The sequence below is a fragment of the Pseudomonas sp. Z8(2022) genome (genome assembly GCF_025837155.1).
Taxonomy (GTDB): domain Bacteria; phylum Pseudomonadota; class Gammaproteobacteria; order Pseudomonadales; family Pseudomonadaceae; genus Aquipseudomonas.
In genome coordinates this window covers 845,881-866,383 of record NZ_CP107549.1, presented here as the reverse complement: position 1 = coordinate 866,383, position 20,503 = coordinate 845,881, and the positions used below count along the sequence as shown (strand labels likewise).

Genomic DNA, 20,503 nt, shown 5'->3' with positions numbered 1-20,503 from the left:
ATCCCAGCCTGGTAACCACTAGGCTGGGATCTTTTTTATGGGAGCATGACCGGCCCCTCTCCTTCATGCCCAACCACCGGGCTTGACCGGCGTGAACGGTTTCGGATCGCACCGGCAGGCTCCCCGAAGCTGAACGTACCTGCGCGACCGCTCACGCGGATTAGCTGTGACTTGGCGTTATAATCGCCGGTCTATTGCTCAGCCTGTTGAGCAGGCCTCACCAATAACCGCTTCAGAACAAGAGAGCATGATGGGCGCATTCGATGCCATCCGACCCTATGCCGATGCAGAAGTACGCCCCGTACTGGCGCGCCTGCTCGCCGACCAGGCGTTTCTCGGCACTCTTACCCGCTTTCGCTTTCCGCGACTGGCCGGGCCGCTGGGCTGGCTGCTCAAGCCGCTGATCGCCGCGCGCCTGCGCAGCGAATTCGCCAGTATCGACTCGGTCGCCAAGCTGCAGGCGAGGATCGAACCCTATATCGATCGCACCATTGAACATGCCAGCGACGGTATCACCTACACCGGCCTGGAACATCTTCAGCCGGGTAAACCCTATCTGTATCTGGCCAATCACCGCGATATCGTCATGGATCCGGCCTTCGTCAATTACGCCGTTTTCCACGCCGGCCTGCAGACGCCACGTATCGCCATCGGCGACAACCTGCTGCAACGCCCCTTCGTCAGTGACCTGATGCGTCTGAACAAAAGCTTCATCGTGCACCGCTCAATCAGCGGGCGGCGCGAAAAGCTGGCGGCCTATCAGCTGCTCTCGGCCTATATCAATCACTCGATCCGCGAAGACGGTGAGTCGGTCTGGATCGCCCAGGCCGAAGGCCGTGCCAAGGACGGTGACGACCGCACCGACTCGGCCATCCTCAAGATGTTCCACATGAGCCGCAAGGACGAACCGTTCGCCACGGTGATCGACTCGCTGAACCTGATCCCGGTGTCGATCAGCTACGAATACGACCCCTGCGATCTGGCCAAGGCCCGCGAACTGAGCATCCGCGCCGCTACCGGCAGCTACACCAAGGCGCCCGGTGAAGACGATGCCAGCATCGCCCTGGGCATCACCGGCTACAAAGGACGTGTACACCTGCACTTCGGACCGCCGGTCGGCGGCCTGGAAGATACCAAGCAGCTGGCCCTGGCACTGGATCGTCATATCCTCGGCCAGTACCGTCTGTTCCCCGTGCACTACCTGGCCTATGCCATGTGGGAGGGGCGTGAAGCCGAACTGAATGTGCCCGCAGCAAGCGAGCTGTTCCCGGCCGCAGAACTGGCCAAGGCCGAAGCCGAATGGCAGAAGCGCCTGGCCGCATGCAGCGCCGAAGAAAAGCCTTTCCTGATCCTGCAGTACGCCAATCCGGTACGAAATCAGTACAGGATCAAGGCAGGCCAGCCGCTATAAGTTGCGAAGTTGAAATGAAAACGGCAGCCGATGGCTGCCGTTTTCATTTATCGCACCGGCCTCAAAGCCGCGTGCTGAACCAGGACAGCAACAGAGCCGCGCCCAGACAGACGGCGCCGAAACGATAGAAGAAGCGATTGATACGCAGTGTGCGCTCATCCTGCGCCTGGCTTTCGTCCAGTTCTCCCTGCGCAAGCACGCGTGCCATGCCGCGCTGCTCGCGCAGACGAGTCATCAGGCACAACCAGGCGCCCGCCAGAGCGCAGAACAACGCCAGCGAATTCACAGCCCCGGCCGGGTGGGCGAGGAACATTGACCACAACACCTGCAACGACATGCAACACCTCGAGAACAGCATGGTGCAGCGAGCGCGCTACCGCACCAGAATGGGGATTTCGGCTGAAACTGGTGCGTCTCGGCCCCCAAAAAGTCGTCGCGCAGTGTACTGAAATCCCGCTTTTATAAGGTTCGTTTCCGACGAACGCAGCTCGCTATCCCGAATTCGTCTGAAAATCGTCATATTCCTGGCCTGAGGTTTGTATCTCCAGAAATGACCAGACAGTCATCGACCGTACTGGGAGCCAAACCTCAATATCCCTGGAGGACTGCGCCATGCTCAATTCACAACCGCTGGATCGTGATTACCTGATCGACTCGCTGGATGAAGTAGACGCTGTGGTCGACGAACTCTCTTTCAACGTGCAGGACCAGCACTGGCTGGTCTACTGTGCCCTCGGAGGCCATGAGCACTACGACCTGCCGGATATCGACAACCGCACCGGCATGAGCCTGCCGGAGTTCTACGCAGAAGCGGCGTGAGGCTTCGAGACAAACGAAAACGCCCCGCAAATGCGGGGCGTTGTTGTTTGCGGCGCTACGAATTACTGGAGCAGGACCTGGCCAATGGTCGGGTCCTTGAAGGCGCGGGTCAGCGCATCGCTAAGCACTTCACCCACCAGCTTGGTATTGGTCTGCTGGTTCGGGGCGGTGCCGAAACGCTGATTCAGCGACGCACCGTAACGACCGGTGTAGCGACGGCCACCACCCTGTACGTCGGCACGAATCGAAGCGGAGATATCCGCCTCGGTAACGTACATGCCTTCTTTCGGCGACTGGTACTTCAGTTCCGCCAGGGTGATGGTCAGCTGCGGCGCGTTGTAGGCATTGGCCGACGGGGTGAAGCCGAGCAGACGCACGGCAGCCTCGGCCTCGGCCTGTAGCTTGGGCAGTACATGCTCGCTGCTCACGCTGATCGAACTGGTTTCCGGATACAGACCGCCGCGGGTACCAAGCACCGGCGAAGAACGGCCGTCGACCACACGCACCACCACCGGCTGGCCCTGCCCCACCGGGGTCAGCGAACTGGTGAGCTTGGGTTGCGGGGTGAGTTGCTGAGGGCTGAGGGCGCAACCGGCCAGAGTCAGGCTGGTCGCAGCAAGCAAGGCGATCAACGCACGGTGCAGCATGCTCATCTCTCCGAGTGAGGTAAAAGTGGCCGGCAGTATACCCAGCGCGGCCTGAGGCCGACAGTGGTGCTGCATAGGACCCTGAGCCTGACGCTGCGGTTCCTGTCATCAGGCTGTCACCCGTCTTTGGCATAAAGCAGGGCGTCCCCGCCAGCGGAGCCTTCGCCATGCTGTTGCACCACCTGTTCAGCCGCCGTCCGATGCGCCATTTCGCCCTGATCGATGCTCAAGGAATTTGCCGCGCCCTGCGCCAGATGCAGGAGCGGCCAGGCCAGGCTGGCTGGGTCGAAGTTCATGAGCCAGGCCTCTCCTGGCTCGGCGCGCCGCTGCCTGCCGAAGCCCGCGTCACGCCAGTCGTCACACGTGCACACGCCGCCTGCTCGTCGGCGCTCTGACCGACGGAAGAATAAAAGTCACGCAGGGGCAACCAATTTCCCCTCATTCACCGTTATAATCGCGCCCCGATTATAAGGACGTCTCCTGATCGGGCCGCACGACCTCGCCGATGCAACGTCATCGCCCCGTCCCAGAGAGTCGCCCACTTCGAGCTGCCAAGTCTGGTGAGCCGCTTTTTAGCCCATATGCAGAGCCGATGGCAGCCATGCATTGCATGTTTTGCCCGGGCAAAAACGTGCCGAGGCAGTCGAACTTTTGAGGTTCACCGCTCCAAAAGAGCGTGAAAAAAACGGTTTTTACAAACTTCACAAGAGTGTGGCGAACAAATGAACAGTTTTGCGTCCGCAAATCCCAGCCTTGACCCTCACCACCGGAAGAGTGGGCATTGAGCCCGAATCTACCGGTATCGCCCTGAAAGGCCGAACGGCCATCCATCTGGTGCAGTTTTTCTTGGAGAGAGGTTAATGGCGCACAACGATTACCAAAGCGTAGATGCCGTGCTGGTTGGCGCTGGCATCATGAGCGCGACCCTGGGCGTACTGCTCAAGGAACTCAACCCCGGTATCACTCTGGAAGTAGTGGAGCTGCGCGAATCCGGCGCAGTGGAAAGCTCCAATCCCTGGAACAACGCCGGCACAGGTCATGCCGCGCTGTGCGAGCTGAACTACACCCCGGAAGGAGCCGATGGCAGCATCGACATCAAGAAGTCGGTGACCATCAACGCCCAGTTCGAGGAATCCAAGCAGTTCTGGGCCTACCTGATCGAAAAGGGCGCGATAAACGCGCCGAAGACCTTCATCAACCCGGTTCCGCACATGAGCTTCGTGCGCGGTAACAAGGGCATCGCCTTCCTCAAGAAGCGGTTCGAGGCACTGCGTCAGCATCATGCCTTTTCCGAAATGGAGTACACCGAGGATCGCGCCACCATCGCCGAATGGGCACCGCTGCTGATCCCGGGCCGTGACACCAGCGAACCGCTGGCGATGACTCGCGTAAAGGCCGGCACCGACGTCAACTTCGGCGCGGTCACCGAGCAGATGCTCGGCTACCTCACCGCCCAGCCTAACGCCAAGGTCACCTGCAACCAGAAGGTCACCAATCTCAAGCGCGACGCCGAAGGCTGGCTGGTGGAAATCAAGGACACCCGTAACGGTGCCACCCGCAAACTGAAGAGCAAGTTCGTCTTCCTCGGCGCTGGCGGTGGCGCTCTGCCGCTGCTGCAACTGTCCGGCATCCCAGAAGGCAAAGGTTTCGGGGGCTTCCCGGTGAGCGGCCAGTGGCTGCGCTGCGACAACCCGGAAATCGTCAAGCAGCACCAGGCCAAGGTCTACAGCCAGGCCGCCGTGGGTTCGCCACCGATGTCGGTGCCGCACCTCGACACCCGCGTGGTGGATGGCAAGAAGTCCCTGCTGTTCGGCCCTTATGCCGGCTTCACCACCAAGTTCCTCAAGCACGGCTCGTTCCTCGACCTGCCGCTGTCGGTGCGCCCCAACAACCTCGGCCCGATGCTGGCGGTGGCGCGCGACAACATGGACCTGACCCGCTACCTGATCAAGGAAGTGATGCAGTCCGAAGCTCAGCGCCTGGAAACCCTGCGTGGCTTCTACCCGGAGGCCAAGGCCGAGGACTGGCGCCTGGAAGTGGCAGGCCAACGTGTGCAGATCATCAAGAAGGACGCCAAGAACGGCGGCATCCTGCAGTTCGGCACCGAACTGGTGGCCGCACAGGATGGCACCATCGCCGCCCTGCTCGGCGCCTCACCTGGCGCCTCGGTAACCGTGTCGATCATGCTCGACCTGATTCGCCGCTGCTTCCCCGAGCAGGCCGGGAGCGAAGAGTGGCGTACCAAGCTGGACGAGATCTTCCCGGCCATGGCCGACGTCCTGGCCAAGGATGCCGAGCGCTACCATGAAGTGCAGACGCAATCGAACAAGCGCCTGCAACTGGATGTGCCGAGCTGATCGCCGCGCATGAAAAACCGCCCCTCGGGGCGGTTTTTTTATGACCATGATTCGAGCTACTGCGGCCCCCAGGGAAGGATCGGGATGGCCGTCACCGCGTTCTGCGGGCTGCCCTCGATCACCCGGTCGCTATAGACCAGATACACCAGGGCATTGCGCTTGGCGTCGAAGAAGCGCACCACCTGCATGGTCTTGAACACCAGCGAAGTGCGCTCCTTGAACACTTCTTCGCCATCCTTGAGCTGGTCCTTGAATGCAATGGGACCGACCTGGCGGCAGGCGATGGAGGCTTCGGCGCGATCCTCGGCCAAGCCCAGACCACCTTTCACACCGCCGGTCTTGGCCCGCGACAAGTAGCAGGTCACGCCCGCCACCTTGGGATCGTCGAAAGCCTCGACAACGATCTTGTCATTGGGGCCGACCCACTTGAATACCGTGGAGACCTCACCGATGGTTTCGGCCAGCACCAGGCCGGGCAACATCAGCAGGCTCAGCACACATCCCTTGAGCAGACGCATAACACTCTCCCTCGCTCGAAACGATTCAGACCAGAACCAGGTTGTCCCGATGTACCAGCTCTGGCTCATCCACATAGCCCAGCAGCTTTTCGATGGCATCGGACGACTGACCGATGATCTTCTGCGCTTCCAGCGCGCTGTAGTTCACCAGGCCGCGCGCAATCTCGCGCCCATCCGGATCGACGCAAACCACCATTTCGCCCCGACGGAAACTGCCCTGCACCGCCTTGACGCCCACCGGCAGCAGGCTCTTGTGATCCTGGCTGAGCGCCTTCACCGCGCCGGCATCCAGCACCAGGGTGCCACGGGTCTGCAGGTGACCGGCCAGCCACTGCTTGCGCGCCGCCAGCAGGCCACGTTCGGGAGCCAGCAACGTACCCAGGCGCTCACCCGCCTTGAGGCGAGCCAGCACCTGCTCGATGGCGCCGCCGACGATCACGGTATGCGCGCCGGAACGTGCCGCCAGGCGCGAGGCACGCAGCTTGGTCTGCATGCCACCACGCCCCAGAGCGCCACCGACAGCACCGGCCACGGCATCCAGCGCCGGATCATCGGCGCGAGCCTCATGGATCAGCTTGGCATCGGGATTGTGGCGCGGATCGGCGTCGTACATGCCGTCGCGATCGGTGAGGATGACCAGCAGATCGGCCTCCACCAGGTTGGCCACCAGCGCGGCCAGGGTATCGTTGTCGCCGAAACGGATCTCATCGGTGACCACGGTATCGTTCTCGTTGATCACCGGCACCACGTCGAGGTCGACCAGCGTGCGCAGGGTGCTACGCGCGTTGAGGTAACGCTTGCGATCAGAGAGGTCATCGTGAGTCAGGAGGATCTGCGCGGTGCGGCGGCCGTGCTCGGCGAAACTCGACTCCCAGGCCTGCACCAGCACCATCTGGCCGATGGCGGCGGCGGCCTGCAGCTCATGCATCGCACTAGGTCGGCTGGTCCAGCCCAGGCGGCTCATGCCGGCCGCTACGGCGCCGGAGGACACCAGCACCAACTCGACGCCCTGCTCACGCAAGGCCACCATCTGCTTGACCCACACCGCCATGGCCGCACGATCCAGGCCGCGCCCGTCGGCGGTCAGCAGCGCGCTGCCGATCTTCACCACCCAGCGCTGCGCGCCGGTCACCTTGTCACGCATGATCTTCCAACCTTAGCCAGAAAACGATGGGTTCCACCCCACCTACAAAAACGCCGCAATTAAGCGGCGTTGGAAATTTGCTTAATCCCGGACGTAGATGATTTCCGGGCCGTCGTCGTCTTCGTCATCGAAGAAGTCGTCGTCCTCGTCGATATCATCAACGCTGCGCACACCGGATTTACGCAGAGCACGCTGATCGTCCAGCGCCTGCAGACGGGCCCGAGCCTCGTCCTCGATACGCTGATCCAGCTCGGCCAGCTCCTCGGCGAAGACCGGGTCTTCGGCGATGCGCTCGGCGCGCACCTCCAGATAATGCATGATGTCGCGACAGATGCGTTCGGTGCCGTCGCGGCTGATGGCCGAAACCACGTAGACCGGGCCCTGCCAGTTGAGACGGGCGACGATATCGGCCTTGCGCGCCTCGCGCTCGTCCTCCGGCACCTGGTCCATCTTGTTCAGCACCAGCCAGCGATCACGCTCGGCCAGCGCCGGGCTGAAGCGGCCCAGCTCGTCGATGATCACCTGCGCAGCCTCGGCTGGATCGCTCTCGTCCAGCGGTGCCATGTCCACCAGATGCAGCAGCAGGCGGGTACGCGCCAGGTGCTTGAGGAAGCGAATGCCCAGGCCGGCGCCCTCGGAGGCACCTTCGATCAAGCCCGGAATGTCGGCGACGACGAAGCTCTTGAAGCGATCGACGCTGACCACGCCCAGGTTCGGCACCAGAGTGGTGAAGGGATAATCGGCCACTTTCGGCTTGGCCGCAGACACCGCGCGAATGAAGGTGCTCTTGCCGGCGTTGGGCAGGCCCAGCAGGCCGACGTCGGCCAGCACTTTCAGTTCCAGTTTGAGATCACGCGACTCACCCGGCTTGCCCGGCGTGGTCTGGCGCGGTGCACGGTTGGTACTGGACTTGAAGCGAGTGTTGCCCAGCCCGTGCCAGCCGCCCTGAGCGACCATCAGGCGCTGACCGGGCTTGACCAGATCGCCGATCACTTCCTGGGTGGCGACATCGATCACCGTGGTGCCGACCGGCACCGGCAGAATCAGGTCGTCGCCCTTGGCGCCGGTGCAGTCGGTACTGCCGCCTTTTTCGCCATTCTGAGCGTGGAATTTGCGGGTGTAGCGGTAATCGATCAGGGTGTTGAGGTTCTCGTCGGCCTCGAGAAATACCGAGCCACCGTCACCACCGTCACCACCGTTGGGGCCGCCCTTCTCGATGAACTTCTCGCGGCGGAAGCTCATCATGCCGTTACCGCCGTCACCGGCTTTTACAAAAATCGAAACTTCGTCGACGAATTTCATCAGTCTGCCTCCCGCGTCATCTGCGGGCTGGGGGAACGCTTGCCGAATCATCCAGAACTAGCGGATTGGGCAAGCGCACCAAAGATACACAAATAAAAAAGCCCCGTCCTACGGACAGGGCTTTTCCAGCGCGCAGGCGATTAGGCCTGAACAACGCTCACGTAGCGACGGCCGAAAGCGCCCTTCACTTCGAACTTGACCACGCCTTCGATCTTGGCGAAGAGGGTGTGGTCCTTGCCCATGCCCACGCCGAAACCCGGGTGGAACTCGGTGCCGCGCTGACGAACGATGATGTTGCCGGCCTTGATGACCTGACCACCGTACATTTTCACGCCAAGGCGTTTACTTTCGGAATCGCGGCCGTTACGGGTAGAACCGCCAGCTTTTTTGTGTGCCATGAGTCAATACTCCTATAAAGGGATCGGGGCCGACGAATCAGGCCTGGATACCGGTGATTTTGATCTCAGTGAACCACTGACGGTGGCCCTGACGCTTCATATGGTGCTTACGACGGCGGAACTTGATGATGCGCACTTTGTCGTGACGGCCTTGCGAAACGACTTCGGCAACCACTTTGGCGCCGTCTACGACCGGAGCGCCGATCTTGACGTCGTCGCCGTTGCCGATCAGCAGAACGCGATCGAAAGTCACGGCTTCGCCGGTAGCGACTTCGAGCTTCTCGATCTTGAGGAATTCGCCTTCGGTGACTTTGTATTGCTTGCCACCAGTAACAATTACTGCGTACATGGTAAATCTCCGTTAATCCTGCTCACCCAGCGCTTTAGAAAAGTCGTTATTAGCTGGCATGGCTGCTCGGGGCCGGAAGTGACACCCTTGCAATTGCGTAAGGCAGGGAAATGCCCAGGGGGAAGTTCAGGGTGCGCGATTGTACGCAAGCGCAGAACGCTACGCAAGGGGCGCCAGTGCTTGCCTTGACAGCCCCCACCCCGCCACCTAGCATGCCGCGCAACCTCAAAGGAGCACCAGTCGCCGATGCAACCCCAGGCTTTCTACCGCGTGGTAGCGGACGATTTCACCGCCGTCGATGGCATCATTCGCCAACAGGTGGTTTCCCGCGTGCCGCTGGTGGAAAAGATCGGCGACTATATCATCTCCGCTGGCGGAAAACGCCTGCGCCCGCTGCTGGTACTGCTCAGTGGCCGCGCGCTGGGTTATCAGGCCGACGACCTCCGCCTGCTGGCTGCCACCATCGAATTCCTGCACACCGCCACTCTGCTGCATGACGACGTGGTCGACATGTCCGACATGCGCCGTGGCCGCAGTACCGCCAACGCCCAGTGGGGCAACGCACCCAGCGTGCTGGTGGGCGACTTCCTTTATTCGCGCTCGTTCGAAATGATGGTCGAGCTCGGCTCCATGCCGGTGATGAAGATTCTCTCCCACGCCACCCGCGTGATCGCCGAAGGCGAAGTGCTGCAGCTGTCCAAGGTACGCGACGCCAGCACCAGCGAAGAGACCTACATGGAGGTCATCCGCGGCAAGACCGCAATGCTGTTCGAGGCTTCCACCCACGCCGCAGCCGCCCTGGCCGGCGCCAACGAGGCGCAGCGCGAAGCCCTGCGTACCTTTGGCGACCACCTGGGCATCGCCTTCCAGCTCGTCGACGACCTGCTCGACTACAAGGGCGACGCCGCCAGCCTGGGCAAGAACGTCGGCGACGACCTTGCCGAAGGCAAGCCGACCCTGCCGCTGATCTACACCATGCGTGAAGGCACCGAGGAACAGGCCGCCCTGGTGCGCCACGCCATCCAGAAAGGCGGTATCGAAGACCTGGAAAGCATCCGGGCTGCGGTCGACGCTGCCGGCGCCCTGGATTACACCGCACGACTCGCCCGCGACTACGCCGAACGCGCCATCGCCTGCCTGGACGCGCTGCCAGCCGGTGAATACCGCGACGCGCTGATCGAGCTGAGCCGCTTCGCCGTCGCCCGCACACACTAAGAAGTACCCCGGATGCAATCCGGGGCGGGTTAACGGAATATGGCCTTTCCCGGATTGCATCCGGGCTACGAATTTGCGATACCCAGCACCGGCTTAAACGAAAACGCCCCGAACCAGTCGGGGCGTTTTCATTCCGGCGCGGTTTACAGTCGCAGACCGCCGTCCAGCTCGAGGATGCGACCGGTGTAATAGTCGTTCTCCAGGATGTAGGCCACCGAGTGAGCGATCTCGGCCGGTTTGCCCATGCGCTTGAGCGGGATACCGGAGGTCATCTTCTCCAGGGCTTCCGGCTTCATGCTGGCGGTCATCTCGGTTTCGATGAAGCCCGGCGCCACGCCCGCCACGCGGATGCCGTAGCGCGCCAGTTCCTTGGCCCAGACCACGGTATCGGCAGCGACACCGGCCTTGGCTGCTGAGTAGTTAGCCTGGCCCATGTTGCCGGCACGGGAGATCGAGGAAATGTTGACGATAGCGCCCTGGTTGCCCAGCTCGATCATCTTCGCCGCCACTTCACGGGTACAGAGGAACACGCCGGTCAGGTTGACGTCGATCACCGACTGCCACTGCGCCAGGCTCATCTTGGTCATCTCACCGTCCTTGACGCGGATGGTCAGACCATCGCGCAGGATGCCGGCATTGTTGACCAGGCCGTTGATGGCGCCGAAATCCTCGGCCACCTGGGCGACCATGTGCGTGACCTGCTCTTCATTGGCCACGTTGCACAGGTAGGCACGGGCGTCGCCACCGGCGGCCTTGCAGGCTGCCACGGCTTCATCGAGCTTTTCCTGGTTCAGATCGACCAGCGCCAGCCTGGCGCCCTTGGCCGCCAGGTACTCACCCATGGCGCGGCCCAGTCCCTGGCAGCCGCCAGTGATGATGATGACTTTGTCTTTCAGTTGCATCGCTTTATCCCCTCAAGGTGCAGCATTTAGCGACCCCGCTGATGCCCGCTAACCGCTATGCTAGGGCGTCTGTCCGTTTCTGACGGATTCTTTGCGAGGAGTCATATAGGTGAGCGTGAAAGCCGGCAAGCATGCACGAGAATTGCTGCTCAAGGAATACCGTGGCGTGCTCAGCACCCACTCCAAGGCTATGCCGGGTTTCCCTTTCGGATCGGTGGTGCCCTACTGCCTGGACGCCGAGGGCCGGCCTCTGATCCTGATCAGCCGCATCGCCCAGCACACCCATAATCTCGGGCAGGACGCCAAATGCTCACTGCTGGTCGGAGAACGTGGCGCAGAAGATGTGCAGGCGGTCGGCCGCCTCACTTTGCTCGCCGAAGCACGTCAGTTGCATGACGAAAGCGAAATCGAAGCGGCCGCACAGCGTTATTACCGCTTTTTCCCGCAATCGCGCGACTACCATCGGGCGCATGATTTCGATTTCTGGCGACTGCAGCCGGTGCGCTGGCGCTTCATTGGCGGTTTCGGGGCCATTCACTGGCTCGATCAGGTCGTTCTGGCCAACCCCTTTGCGACAAACGGCAGCGAAGCGAGCATGGTCGAGCACATGAATGAAGACCACGCCAAGGCCATTGCTCATTACGTCGAACTGACCGGCCTGCCCCAGCATGAACCGGCGCAAATGGTCGGTGTCGACACCGAAGGCTTCCACCTGCGCATTGGCCAGAGCCTGTACTGGCTGGCCTTTCCAACATCCTGCAACAACCCGAAAGAAGTGCGTGAAGCCCTGGTGATGCTGGCTCGCGCTGAAAGTTGGCCGACCAGCGGTGCGTCTTCAGCTTGAATTCAGGCCATCACCCCATACTTAACTCCTACTGGAAGCTCGCTTCCGCCAAGGACACCTGAAAATGCGCGCGTTTCTGTTTCTCTTCCTGCTGTTCCCGATCATCGAGCTGGCGCTGTTGATCAAGGTCGGCAGCGCTATTGGCGTATTGCCTACCCTGCTCTTGATCATTGGTACCGCAGTGCTTGGTAGCATCCTGCTGCGCGTTGCCGGGGTCGCAACCGCCTGGCGCGCTCGTGAAAAACTCGCGCGCGGCGAACTGCCCGAGCAGGAAATGCTCGAAGGCCTGTTGATCGCCGTTGGTGGTGGCCTGCTGCTGCTGCCGGGCTTCATCAGCGACATCTTCGGCGTGCTCTGCCTGATTCCCTTCACCCGTCGCCTGCTGGTCGGCAAGATTCGTCGTAGTGCCGAGGAACAGGCCCTGCGTCAACGGGCCTTCTTCGACGACCAGGCTGCCCGCACCGGCAAGACCAACCCGAACGTCCTCGAAGGCGAGTACGAGCGTCGCGACTAACTGCCTCAGTGCGGGCGCCATTTGAGGCGCCCGCTCCCTCGCCCTGCCGGGCGCCTGTAAAAAATTTACGTCAGCCCCCTTGAAATGCCCTTGCCCGCCCACATGTAGCAGTCACCGCAAGGTGCCTGCCCTCTGAGGCAGTCCGACTTTCGCGGTGCGCCCAGCGTGCCGCACCCGGCCTCGCCGGATTTTACAAACCCGCCGACCACTCAAGAGTCGGCAAGTTGGCCATCAATTGTTAGGAGAGATCGACAATGAAGCTTCGTCCTCTGCATGACCGCGTCGTGATCCGTCGCAGCGAAGAAGAGACCAAAACCGCAGGCGGCATCGTGCTGCCGGGTTCGGCCGCCGAGAAGCCGAACCAGGGTGAAGTCGTTGCCGTCGGTACCGGTAAGGTTCTGGATAACGGCGAAGTCCGTCCGCTGGCCGTCAAGGTCGGTGACAAAGTGGTATTCGGCCCTTACTCCGGCAGCAACACCGTCAAAGTCGACGGCGAAGACCTGCTGGTAATGGGCGAGAACGAAATCCTCGCTGTCATCGAAGCCTGATTCCCACGAATCTCCGTTTAACCTTCAAGAATTTGAGGACTGATCAAAATGGCTGCTAAAGAAGTCAAGTTTGGCGATTCCGCCCGCAAGAAAATGCTCGTTGGCGTCAACGTACTGGCGGACGCCGTCAAAGCCACCCTCGGCCCGAAAGGTCGTAACGTGGTTCTGGCCAAATCCTTCGGCGCTCCGACCATCACCAAAGACGGTGTTTCGGTTGCCAAGGAAATCGAACTGAAAGACGCCTTCGAAAACATGGGCGCCCAACTGGTGAAAGACGTTGCCTCCAAGGCCAACGACGCTGCCGGTGACGGCACCACCACCGCTACCGTTCTGGCTCAAGCCATCGTCAACGAAGGCCTGAAGTCCGTCGCTGCCGGCATGAACCCGATGGACCTGAAGCGCGGCATCGACAAGGCCACCGCGGCCATCGTTGCTCAGCTCAAGGACCTGGCCAAGCCGTGCGCCGACTCCAAGGCCATCGCTCAGGTCGGCACCATCTCCGCCAACTCCGACAACTCCATCGGTGACATCATCGCCGAAGCCATGGACAAGGTCGGTAAAGAAGGCGTGATCACCGTTGAAGAAGGCTCGGGCCTGGAAAACGAGCTGTCCGTCGTAGAAGGCATGCAGTTCGATCGCGGCTACCTGTCGCCGTACTTCATCAACAAGCCGGACACCATGGTCGCCGAGCTGGAAAGCCCGCTGCTGCTGCTGGTCGACAAGAAGATCAGCAACATCCGCGAACTGCTGCCGGTTCTGGAAGCCGTTGCCAAGGCTGGCCGTCCACTGCTGATCGTGGCTGAGGACGTCGAAGGCGAAGCCCTGGCTACCCTGGTGGTCAACAACATGCGTGGCATCGTCAAGGTCGCTGCCGTCAAGGCACCGGGCTTCGGCGACCGCCGCAAGGCCATGCTGCAGGACATCGCCATCCTGACCGGCGGTACCGTGATCTCCGAGGAAGTCGGCCTGTCCCTGGAAAGCGCCACTCTGGAGCACCTGGGTAATGCCAAGCGCGTCGTCCTGAACAAGGACAACACCACCATCATCGATGGCGCTGGTGCTCAGGTCGACATCGAAGCCCGCGTTGCGCAGATCCGCAAGCAGGTCGAAGAAACCTCTTCCGACTACGACAAAGAGAAGCTGCAAGAGCGCCTGGCCAAACTGGCTGGCGGTGTTGCCGTGATCAAGGTTGGCGCCGCCACCGAAGTCGAGATGAAAGAGAAGAAAGCCCGTGTTGAAGATGCCCTGCACGCTACCCGCGCTGCCGTGGAAGAAGGCGTGGTACCTGGCGGTGGCGTAGCCCTGGTGCGTGCCCTTCAGGCCATCGAAGGTCTGAAAGGCGACAACGAAGACCAGAACGTCGGTATCGCTCTGCTGCGCCGCGCTGTCGAGGCTCCGCTGCGTCAGATCGTTTCCAACGCCGGCGGCGAGCCGAGCGTAGTGGTTGACAAGGTCAAGCAGGGTTCGGGCAACTTCGGCTTCAACGCCGCTACCGACACCTACGGCGACATGATCGAGATGGGTATTCTCGACCCGGCCAAGGTCACCCGTTCGGCTCTGCAAGCTGCAGCTTCGATTGGCGGTCTGATGATCACCACCGAAGCCATGGTTGCCGACGCTCCGGACGACAAGGCTCCGGCCATGCCTGACATGGGTGGCATGGGCGGTATGGGTGGCATGGGCGGCATGATGTAAGCCGACCGGCTCCCACGCCGTACAAAAACCCCGCGCCAGTCGCGGGGTTTTTTATGCCTGCGAGAAAACCGATAGCGCGGCCAGCTATCCCCGCGTACTTTCTGTGGACTCGGGAACACTGTTTGCTTATGTTTCGTTACAACCCTGAACAAAGCAGCTGCTCTTCACGAGACAGAAGCTGCGCAAACCCAAGAGAAGAAAAACAACATGGTCCTTGGCACCACGAGCGAAGTCCCTCAGCAAGCATTCCTGCACTGGTGGCAACGACAGGGCGACTGGGTCGAAGAGCCCAATGCCCGTCGCGGTGGAGAAAGCGGCGTGCAGCGCCTGCAGGATGAAACCGGTGTGCTCTACGCCAAGAAGCAGATTGGCCATACCTATCGCAGCCTGCGCCATCCTCAGGGGCGCCCGACGGTATTGCGCGAGCGCCAGGCACTGCAGGCCCTGTCATCTCTCGGGGTTCAGGTGCCGCGGCTGATCTATTGTGGTGTCGACTATCACCAGCAACAAGGCTGGCGCGGGCTGCTGGTAACCGCCGAGCTGGAAGGCTTCGTGGATATCGAAAACTGGTACGCCCAGGGTGGTCGCGAAGCCTGCGGCGAAACGGTGCATACCCAGCTGCTGCAGCATATAGGCGCGACCCTGGCGCGCATGCACCTTGGCCGCTGGCAGCACGGCTGCCTGTACGCCAAGCACATCTTCGTGCGCATCGACGGCGAGACGCCGCAGGTCGCGCTGCTGGACCTGGAAAAAAGCCGCCGCCGCCTGACCCGCGTCCAGGCCGCCCAGCACGATCTGCCTCAGCTACGCCGCCACAGCCCCTGGTCGGACGCAGACTGGCAACTGCTGCTGCAAGGCTATCGGCAGATCTTCGCCGATGGCGCCAAAGGCCTCGGAAAAGCGCCTGCCTGAAAGACCAGTTGCCGGCACCCAGTGCCGGCATCTCATTTCACATCCCCCACCAGGAAGTGGCCTATCTGGCGCCGTTGAGCAACGGTAACCCGGGCGACTGCAATTGCCAGGATCGGCTGTAACCGGGCTCGGCGACAGCCCCATAAATTTAGTTAAGGCATTATTCATATTCAGGCTGAACCAACCGACATGGCCTTTGTCTCAACACAGCCCCAGCTGGAGCCAGCCATGATCGATGACCATTCGTCGCACAAGGCAACGACAGGGCGATTGGTGATCTAGGTTTAGCGAACAGCCTATGGCAGCGCTTTCAAGGGGTTAGCAAAATGAAGCTAGAAACAGCACGAGGTTTGTTCCTCGGCCTCGCCCTCAGCGTAACGGCAATCGCCGCTGCCGCCTGGCAGGAACCCGGACCGCGAGTACTGGAGGCGCATGACTGCGAAGCTGCAGAGCCCTGCCCCAGCGCCCCCATGCGCAAGCAGGTGCAACCTGCCGTGAAGCCGGACGCCAACCTGCTGGTGCTGATATTCGGGCTCAGCGGTGCCATGAAGGGCGAACACTGATCGCCCACACCACATTCGTGACGCGGTTACCTCTCCCACTAGATGGCAATACCAGCCGCCTCCCCTTCACGCACCTGCAATCAGGCGACGGATGATGGCTCGCAGTCCGGGATGCTCCGGCACCCGAATTCCAAACTCCTCGCGCAACACCCTCAGCACCTCATCGACACTCTGCAACTGCACCCGCTCACTCGCCTGCCCCAGGCGATGGATGGCGAAGCTGCCATTGTTCAGTGTCTTGCGCAGGCCAGGGCCGGTGCGGGCGGCGATCATCTGGCCGCGGAAAGGCGAATCCGGGTGGGTGCACACGTACCAGTTGCCCACCACGTAATCGATATCCGCCACCTTCTGCAGATCGAACAGGTACATCGCCCGCCAGCTGCCCGCCACCAGCGCACGCAGGGTGTAGGTGCCGTCCACCAGCGCCAGGCGATAGGGTTCATGCGGTGTGGCCTGCTCAGCCTCGCTGTCGAGCAGCAGCGGACCGGTCGGCACCATGCCGCCGAAACCGACGTCGCTGATATAGCGCACGCCATCGATGATCACCAACACCAGCATATGGGTGCGCGCCGGCAGGACATCCTCCGGTCCGCCCATGACCACGCGGCCGGTCAGGCCGCGCGCCTCGAAGCCCAGCGCCTGCAACAGCAGCAGGTACAGGCGGTTGAGTTCGAAGCAGTAACCACCCCGCCCCTGGCGCAGCAGCTTGTCCTGAATCGCGGCGGGGTCGACCTCCACAGGCATGTTCAGCATGTTGGCCAGGGTTTCGAAAGGAAATTCGGCGGTGTGCCGCGCCTGCAAGTCGCGCAGGGTATCGAGGGTCGGTGGCGGCGCTGAGGAATAGCCCAGGCGCCCGAGGTAGGTGTGCAGGTCCAGCGTGAATGCTTCGCTCATCGTGATTCTCCCTTTCTACGTGTCGGCCGTTTTACCAGACACCACGGATGGGAGATATGCATAGGGGCGATAGTAAAAAGGCCGATCTCGCGATCGGCCTTTTCATTCAAAGCGTCAGCTCACTCAGCCATTGCTGGGGAAGGCGAACTGCGCCGCTTCGTGGCTCTTGCGCGCCGGCCAGCGCTGGGTGATGGCCTTCTTGCGGGTGTAGAAACGCACACCATCGGGGCCGTAGGCGTGCAGATCACCAAACAGCGAACGCTTCCAGCCACCGAAGCTGTGGTAGCTCACCGGCACCGGCAGCGGCACGTTGACACCGACCATGCCCACTTCGATCTCGTCGCAGAACAGGCGCGCCGCTTCACCGTCGCGGGTGAAGATGCAGGTGCCGTTGCCGTACTCGTGGTCGTTGATCAGCTGCATGGCTTCTTCCAGGCTGCCGACACGGACGATGCACAGCACCGGGCCGAAGATTTCGTCGGTGTAGATGGTCATCTCCGGGGTCACGTTGTCGAACAGCGTGCCGCCGACGAAGAAACCGTTCTCGTTGCCCGGGACCACCAGGCCGCGACCGTCGACTACCAGCTTGGCGCCCTGCTCGACGCCGGCGTCGATGTAGCCCTTGACCTTGTCACGCGCCTGCGCAGTAACCAGCGGGCCCATGTCCAGGCCGCAGGAAGTGCCGGCACCGATCTTCAGCGCCTGGATCTGCGGAACGATCTTCTCCACCAGCGCATCGGCGATCTGATCGCCCACGCACACGGCCACGGAGATGGCCATGCAGCGCTCGCCGCAGGAACCGTATGCCGCGCCCATCAGCGCGCTGACGGCGTTGTCCAGGTCGGCATCGGGCATCAGCACGGCGTGGTTCTTGGCGCCGCCCAGTGCCTGCACGCGCTTGCCGCGCTTGGTGCCTTCGCTGTAGATGTACTCGGCGATCGGGGTCGAGCCGACGAAGCTCAGGGCCTTGACCTCGGGCGCTTCGATCAGCGCATCGACCGCGTCCTTGTCACCGTTGACCACGTTCAGCACGCCCTTGGGCAGGCCGGCCTGTTGCAGCAGTTCGGCGATGAACAGGGTGGAGCTGGGGTCGCGCTCGGACGGCTTGAGGATGAAGCAGTTACCGCAGACGATGGCCAGCGGATACATCCACAGCGGCACCATGGCGGGGAAGTTGAACGGGGTGATGCCGGCTACCACGCCGATGGGCTGCAGGTCGGTCCAGGCATCGATGTTCGGGCCGACATTGCGGCTGTATTCACCCTTGAGAATTTCCGGGGCGGCGCAGGCGAATTCGACGTTCTCGATACCGCGCTTGAGTTCACCGACGGCGTCCTCGATGGTCTTGCCGTGCTCGGCGCTGATCAGCTCGGCGATCTTCTGCTCGTTCTGCTCCAGCAGCTGCTTGAAGCGGAACATGATCTGCGCGCGCTTGGCCGGCGGGGTGTTGCGCCAGGCCGGGAAAGCCGCCTTGGCGGCATCGATGGCCAACTGCATGGTGGCGCGATCAGCCAGGCCGACAGCGGTGGTGGAGTCGCCGGTGGACGGGTTGTACACAGGGGCGGTGCGACCACTGCCGGCAACCAGTTCGCCGTTGATCAGGTGCTTTATTGTGCTCATGGGGTGCTCTGCTCACTAGAACGGAAATGGGTTGGCGGGAGATCCCGCAGTCTTGCCGGGGCCACGGCTGCACCGACTGTAACGTCGGTAACGCCATATGCCTGCGCGGTCATCATCCTTTCAACTCGATCTCGATGAAGGCAACTTCGTGCTCGCACGGATTGATCACGTTGTGCTCCGTGCCGATCTGCCGGGTGTAACTCTGGCCGAGCACCAGTGGTGCCCGGCGTTCGCCCTCGGGCGTCTCCAGCAGCAGCTCGCCGTCGGTGACCGGCACCACGACATATTCCATGCCGTGACGGTGCCAGCCGGTCTCGGCACCGGGGGCGAAGCGCCACTCGGTGACGACGACCTTGTCGGTGTCGAGCTGAACCGTGGCGACAGCCTTGGCGCGCCCGCTCATCAGGCGATACCGTTGAGGGCGTCGCCGACGGCGTTGAATACGCGGTCGAGGTCTTCGATCCTGGCGTTGAAGGTTGGACCGAACTGCAGGGTATCGCCACCGAAGCGTACATAGAAGCCGGCCTTCCACAGGGCCATGCCGGCCTCGAACGGACGGATCACCGCATCGCCATCACGCGGCGCGATCTGCAGGGCCCCGGCCAGGCCGCAGTTGCGGATATCGACGATGTGTTTGGTGCCTTTCAGGCCATGCAGCGCAGCCTCGAATTTCGGCGCCAGTTCGGCGGCCTGCTGGATCAGGTTCTCGCGCTTGAGCAGCTCCAGCGTCGCCAGACCGGCGGCACAGGCCACCGGGTGCGCCGAGTAGGTGTAGCCGTGGGTGAACTCGATCATGTGCTCCGGTGACGGCTGCTGCATGAAGGTGTTGTAGATCTCGCTGCTGGCAATCACTGCGCCCAGCGGGATGGCACCGTTGGTGATCTGCTTGGCGACGTTCATCAAGTCCGGGGTGACGCCGAAGAACTCCGCGCCGCTCCACTTGCCCATGCGGCCGAAACCGGTGATCACTTCGTCGAAGATCAGCAGGATGTTGTGCTGCGTGCAGATCTCGCGCAGGCGCTGCAGGTAGCCCACCGGCGGCACGATGGCACCGGCCGAACCGGACATCGGTTCGACGATGACAGCGGCAATGTTGGAAGCGTCGTGCAGTTCGATCAGCTTGAGCAGCTCGTTGGCCAGCTCGACACCGCCGGTTTCAGCCATGCCCTTGGTGAAGGCCATGCCCGGTTGCAGGGTGTGCGGCAGGTGGTCGGCGTCCATCAGTTGGCCGTACATCTTGCGGTTGCCGCCGATGCCGCCCAGCGCGGTACCGGCGATGTTGACGCCATGGTAGCCACGGGCACGACCGATGAAGCGGGTCTTGGAAGACTGACCTTTCAGGCGCCAGTAGGCCTTGGCCATCTTCACCGCAGTGTCGGCGCATTCGGAGCCGGAGCCGGTGAAGAACACGTGGTTGAGCTCGCCCGGCATCAGGTCGGCGACCTGTTCGGCCAGCTTGAACGACAGCGGATGGCCGTACTGGAAGCCCGGCGAATAATCGAGCGTGCCTAGCTGCCTGGCCACGGCTTCCTGGATTTCCTTGCGCGAATGGCCGGCACCGCAGGTCCACAGGCCGGACAGGCTGTCATAGACCTTGCGGCCCTGGTCGTCGATCAGCCAGCTGCCTTCGGCACCGACGATCAGACGCGGATCACGCTGGAAGTTGCGGTTGGCGGAGAACGGCATCCAGTGCGCGTCCAGCTTGAGCTGACTGGCCATGGACGGGGTTTCGATCTGCGGCATGTTCATCGGAGTAGCCTCACTCGGGCAGGCAATGAATTGCAGGAGCGCTGTCCTGCAGGGTGGTTGCAAGCAAAGGTGCCATGGGCATAGAGTCAGTAAAACAATACT

At 62.0% G+C, this 20,503-nt stretch carries 23 protein-coding genes; 11 read left to right on the top strand and 12 right to left on the bottom strand.

What is annotated here, in order from left to right; all coding sequences use genetic code 11:
- The first annotated feature begins 247 nt into the window (after positions 1–247).
- Positions 248–1,411, top strand: coding sequence for a 1-acyl-sn-glycerol-3-phosphate acyltransferase (locus OEG79_RS04145; RefSeq protein WP_264147563.1), 1,164 nt, complete (start codon positions 248–250; stop codon positions 1,409–1,411).
- A 61-nt stretch (positions 1,412–1,472) separates the two neighbouring features.
- On the opposite strand, the gene OEG79_RS04140 is transcribed toward OEG79_RS04145, so the two are convergent.
- Entirely contained in the window at positions 1,473–1,748 is a 276-nt protein-coding gene (locus tag OEG79_RS04140; protein ID WP_264147562.1) for a hypothetical protein, read from the bottom strand.
- Between the two features lie 275 nt (positions 1,749–2,023).
- Between OEG79_RS04140 and OEG79_RS04135 the strand changes: the two genes are divergently transcribed.
- A complete protein-coding gene (locus OEG79_RS04135; protein ID WP_004424534.1) occupies positions 2,024–2,230 on the top strand; it encodes a hypothetical protein in 207 nt (68 codons plus the stop codon).
- Positions 2,231–2,292: 62 nt separating this feature from the next.
- Here the strand turns inward: OEG79_RS04135 and OEG79_RS04130 are convergent, their stop codons facing one another.
- Positions 2,293–2,877, bottom strand: coding sequence for a YajG family lipoprotein (locus OEG79_RS04130; protein ID WP_264147561.1), 585 nt, complete (start codon positions 2,875–2,877; stop codon positions 2,293–2,295).
- Between the two features lie 167 nt (positions 2,878–3,044).
- Here OEG79_RS04130 and OEG79_RS04125 point away from each other — a divergent pair, with 167 nt between their 5' ends.
- The gene (locus OEG79_RS04125) at positions 3,045–3,272 is read left to right on the top strand and encodes a hypothetical protein (protein ID WP_264147560.1); all 228 of its coding nucleotides are present in this window, start codon (positions 3,045–3,047) and stop codon (positions 3,270–3,272) included.
- Between the two features lie 465 nt (positions 3,273–3,737).
- Positions 3,738–5,234: a malate dehydrogenase (quinone) gene (mqo, locus tag OEG79_RS04120; RefSeq protein ID WP_264147559.1), complete on the top strand. Its 1,497-nt coding sequence runs from the start codon at positions 3,738–3,740 to the stop codon at positions 5,232–5,234.
- A gap of 56 nt (positions 5,235–5,290) precedes the next feature.
- Here mqo and OEG79_RS04115 read toward each other — a convergent pair whose 3' ends face one another.
- From OEG79_RS04115 to rplU, 5 genes are all read right to left on the bottom strand, one after another.
- Complete coding sequence (locus tag OEG79_RS04115) at positions 5,291–5,752, bottom strand: CreA family protein (RefSeq protein WP_264147558.1); 462 nt, start codon at positions 5,750–5,752, stop codon at positions 5,291–5,293.
- Between the two features lie 25 nt (positions 5,753–5,777).
- Complete coding sequence (gene proB / locus OEG79_RS04110) at positions 5,778–6,896, bottom strand: glutamate 5-kinase (RefSeq protein WP_264147557.1); 1,119 nt, start codon at positions 6,894–6,896, stop codon at positions 5,778–5,780.
- A gap of 81 nt (positions 6,897–6,977) precedes the next feature.
- Entirely contained in the window at positions 6,978–8,198 is a 1,221-nt protein-coding gene (cgtA, locus tag OEG79_RS04105; RefSeq protein WP_264147556.1) for an Obg family GTPase CgtA, read from the bottom strand.
- A gap of 140 nt (positions 8,199–8,338) precedes the next feature.
- Entirely contained in the window at positions 8,339–8,596 is a 258-nt protein-coding gene (gene rpmA / locus OEG79_RS04100; protein ID WP_003240427.1) for a 50S ribosomal protein L27, read from the bottom strand.
- A 37-nt stretch (positions 8,597–8,633) separates the two neighbouring features.
- Positions 8,634–8,945, bottom strand: coding sequence for a 50S ribosomal protein L21 (gene rplU, locus OEG79_RS04095; protein ID WP_021445340.1), 312 nt, complete (start codon positions 8,943–8,945; stop codon positions 8,634–8,636).
- A gap of 246 nt (positions 8,946–9,191) precedes the next feature.
- Here rplU and OEG79_RS04090 point away from each other — a divergent pair, with 246 nt between their 5' ends.
- A complete protein-coding gene (locus OEG79_RS04090; protein WP_264147555.1) occupies positions 9,192–10,160 on the top strand; it encodes a polyprenyl synthetase family protein in 969 nt (322 codons plus the stop codon).
- Between the two features lie 143 nt (positions 10,161–10,303).
- Here the strand turns inward: OEG79_RS04090 and OEG79_RS04085 are convergent, their stop codons facing one another.
- On the bottom strand, positions 10,304–11,062 hold the full coding sequence (locus tag OEG79_RS04085) for an SDR family oxidoreductase (RefSeq protein ID WP_024309479.1): 759 nt from the start codon (positions 11,060–11,062) through the stop codon (positions 10,304–10,306).
- Positions 11,063–11,171: 109 nt separating this feature from the next.
- Here OEG79_RS04085 and OEG79_RS04080 point away from each other — a divergent pair, with 109 nt between their 5' ends.
- The 6 genes from OEG79_RS04080 to OEG79_RS04055 all read left to right on the top strand — a co-directional run bounded on the left by OEG79_RS04080 (position 11,172) and on the right by OEG79_RS04055 (position 16,138).
- Positions 11,172–11,906: a HugZ family protein gene (locus OEG79_RS04080; RefSeq protein WP_013717063.1), complete on the top strand. Its 735-nt coding sequence runs from the start codon at positions 11,172–11,174 to the stop codon at positions 11,904–11,906.
- A gap of 64 nt (positions 11,907–11,970) precedes the next feature.
- Entirely contained in the window at positions 11,971–12,420 is a 450-nt protein-coding gene (locus OEG79_RS04075) for an FxsA family protein (RefSeq protein ID WP_115298346.1), read from the top strand.
- A 254-nt stretch (positions 12,421–12,674) separates the two neighbouring features.
- Positions 12,675–12,968, top strand: coding sequence for a co-chaperone GroES (locus OEG79_RS04070; RefSeq protein WP_013717065.1), 294 nt, complete (start codon positions 12,675–12,677; stop codon positions 12,966–12,968).
- Positions 12,969–13,016: 48 nt separating this feature from the next.
- On the top strand, positions 13,017–14,663 hold the full coding sequence (gene groL, locus OEG79_RS04065; RefSeq protein WP_264147554.1) for a chaperonin GroEL: 1,647 nt from the start codon (positions 13,017–13,019) through the stop codon (positions 14,661–14,663).
- A gap of 207 nt (positions 14,664–14,870) precedes the next feature.
- On the top strand, positions 14,871–15,575 hold the full coding sequence (locus tag OEG79_RS04060) for a lipopolysaccharide kinase InaA family protein (RefSeq protein ID WP_264147553.1): 705 nt from the start codon (positions 14,871–14,873) through the stop codon (positions 15,573–15,575).
- 326 nt (positions 15,576–15,901) lie between these two features.
- Entirely contained in the window at positions 15,902–16,138 is a 237-nt protein-coding gene (locus OEG79_RS04055) for a hypothetical protein (protein ID WP_264147552.1), read from the top strand.
- Between the two features lie 66 nt (positions 16,139–16,204).
- On the opposite strand, the gene OEG79_RS04050 is transcribed toward OEG79_RS04055, so the two are convergent.
- The 4 genes from OEG79_RS04050 to OEG79_RS04035 form a co-directional block, all read right to left on the bottom strand.
- Positions 16,205–17,032: an arylamine N-acetyltransferase family protein gene (locus OEG79_RS04050; protein WP_264147551.1), complete on the bottom strand. Its 828-nt coding sequence runs from the start codon at positions 17,030–17,032 to the stop codon at positions 16,205–16,207.
- 123 nt (positions 17,033–17,155) lie between these two features.
- Positions 17,156–18,652: a CoA-acylating methylmalonate-semialdehyde dehydrogenase gene (locus OEG79_RS04045; protein ID WP_264147550.1), complete on the bottom strand. Its 1,497-nt coding sequence runs from the start codon at positions 18,650–18,652 to the stop codon at positions 17,156–17,158.
- A 112-nt stretch (positions 18,653–18,764) separates the two neighbouring features.
- Positions 18,765–19,055, bottom strand: coding sequence for a cupin domain-containing protein (locus tag OEG79_RS04040; protein ID WP_264147549.1), 291 nt, complete (start codon positions 19,053–19,055; stop codon positions 18,765–18,767).
- Positions 19,055–20,401, bottom strand: coding sequence for an aspartate aminotransferase family protein (locus tag OEG79_RS04035; RefSeq protein WP_264147548.1), 1,347 nt, complete (start codon positions 20,399–20,401; stop codon positions 19,055–19,057). Before OEG79_RS04035 ends, OEG79_RS04040 begins: the two co-directional genes overlap by 1 nt.
- Between the last annotated feature and the right edge of the window lie 102 nt (positions 20,402–20,503).

Coding starts and splice junctions, on each gene's coding strand:
- OEG79_RS04145 (WP_264147563.1), top strand. CDS start 248: ATGATGGGCGCATTCGATGCCATCCGACCCTATGCCGATGCAGAAGTA.
- OEG79_RS04140 (WP_264147562.1), bottom strand. CDS start 1,748: ATGTCGTTGCAGGTGTTGTGGTCAATGTTCCTCGCCCACCCGGCCGGG.
- OEG79_RS04135 (WP_004424534.1), top strand. CDS start 2,024: ATGCTCAATTCACAACCGCTGGATCGTGATTACCTGATCGACTCGCTG.
- OEG79_RS04130 (WP_264147561.1), bottom strand. CDS start 2,877: ATGCTGCACCGTGCGTTGATCGCCTTGCTTGCTGCGACCAGCCTGACT.
- OEG79_RS04125 (WP_264147560.1), top strand. CDS start 3,045: ATGCTGTTGCACCACCTGTTCAGCCGCCGTCCGATGCGCCATTTCGCC.
- mqo (WP_264147559.1), top strand. CDS start 3,738: ATGGCGCACAACGATTACCAAAGCGTAGATGCCGTGCTGGTTGGCGCT.
- OEG79_RS04115 (WP_264147558.1), bottom strand. CDS start 5,752: ATGCGTCTGCTCAAGGGATGTGTGCTGAGCCTGCTGATGTTGCCCGGC.
- proB (WP_264147557.1), bottom strand. CDS start 6,896: ATGCGTGACAAGGTGACCGGCGCGCAGCGCTGGGTGGTGAAGATCGGC.
- cgtA (WP_264147556.1), bottom strand. CDS start 8,198: ATGAAATTCGTCGACGAAGTTTCGATTTTTGTAAAAGCCGGTGACGGC.
- rpmA (WP_003240427.1), bottom strand. CDS start 8,596: ATGGCACACAAAAAAGCTGGCGGTTCTACCCGTAACGGCCGCGATTCC.
- rplU (WP_021445340.1), bottom strand. CDS start 8,945: ATGTACGCAGTAATTGTTACTGGTGGCAAGCAATACAAAGTCACCGAA.
- OEG79_RS04090 (WP_264147555.1), top strand. CDS start 9,192: ATGCAACCCCAGGCTTTCTACCGCGTGGTAGCGGACGATTTCACCGCC.
- OEG79_RS04085 (WP_024309479.1), bottom strand. CDS start 11,062: ATGCAACTGAAAGACAAAGTCATCATCATCACTGGCGGCTGCCAGGGA.
- OEG79_RS04075 (WP_115298346.1), top strand. CDS start 11,971: ATGCGCGCGTTTCTGTTTCTCTTCCTGCTGTTCCCGATCATCGAGCTG.
- OEG79_RS04070 (WP_013717065.1), top strand. CDS start 12,675: ATGAAGCTTCGTCCTCTGCATGACCGCGTCGTGATCCGTCGCAGCGAA.
- groL (WP_264147554.1), top strand. CDS start 13,017: ATGGCTGCTAAAGAAGTCAAGTTTGGCGATTCCGCCCGCAAGAAAATG.
- OEG79_RS04060 (WP_264147553.1), top strand. CDS start 14,871: ATGGTCCTTGGCACCACGAGCGAAGTCCCTCAGCAAGCATTCCTGCAC.
- OEG79_RS04055 (WP_264147552.1), top strand. CDS start 15,902: ATGAAGCTAGAAACAGCACGAGGTTTGTTCCTCGGCCTCGCCCTCAGC.
- OEG79_RS04050 (WP_264147551.1), bottom strand. CDS start 17,032: ATGAGCGAAGCATTCACGCTGGACCTGCACACCTACCTCGGGCGCCTG.
- OEG79_RS04045 (WP_264147550.1), bottom strand. CDS start 18,652: ATGAGCACAATAAAGCACCTGATCAACGGCGAACTGGTTGCCGGCAGT.
- OEG79_RS04040 (WP_264147549.1), bottom strand. CDS start 19,055: ATGAGCGGGCGCGCCAAGGCTGTCGCCACGGTTCAGCTCGACACCGAC.
- OEG79_RS04035 (WP_264147548.1), bottom strand. CDS start 20,401: ATGAACATGCCGCAGATCGAAACCCCGTCCATGGCCAGTCAGCTCAAG.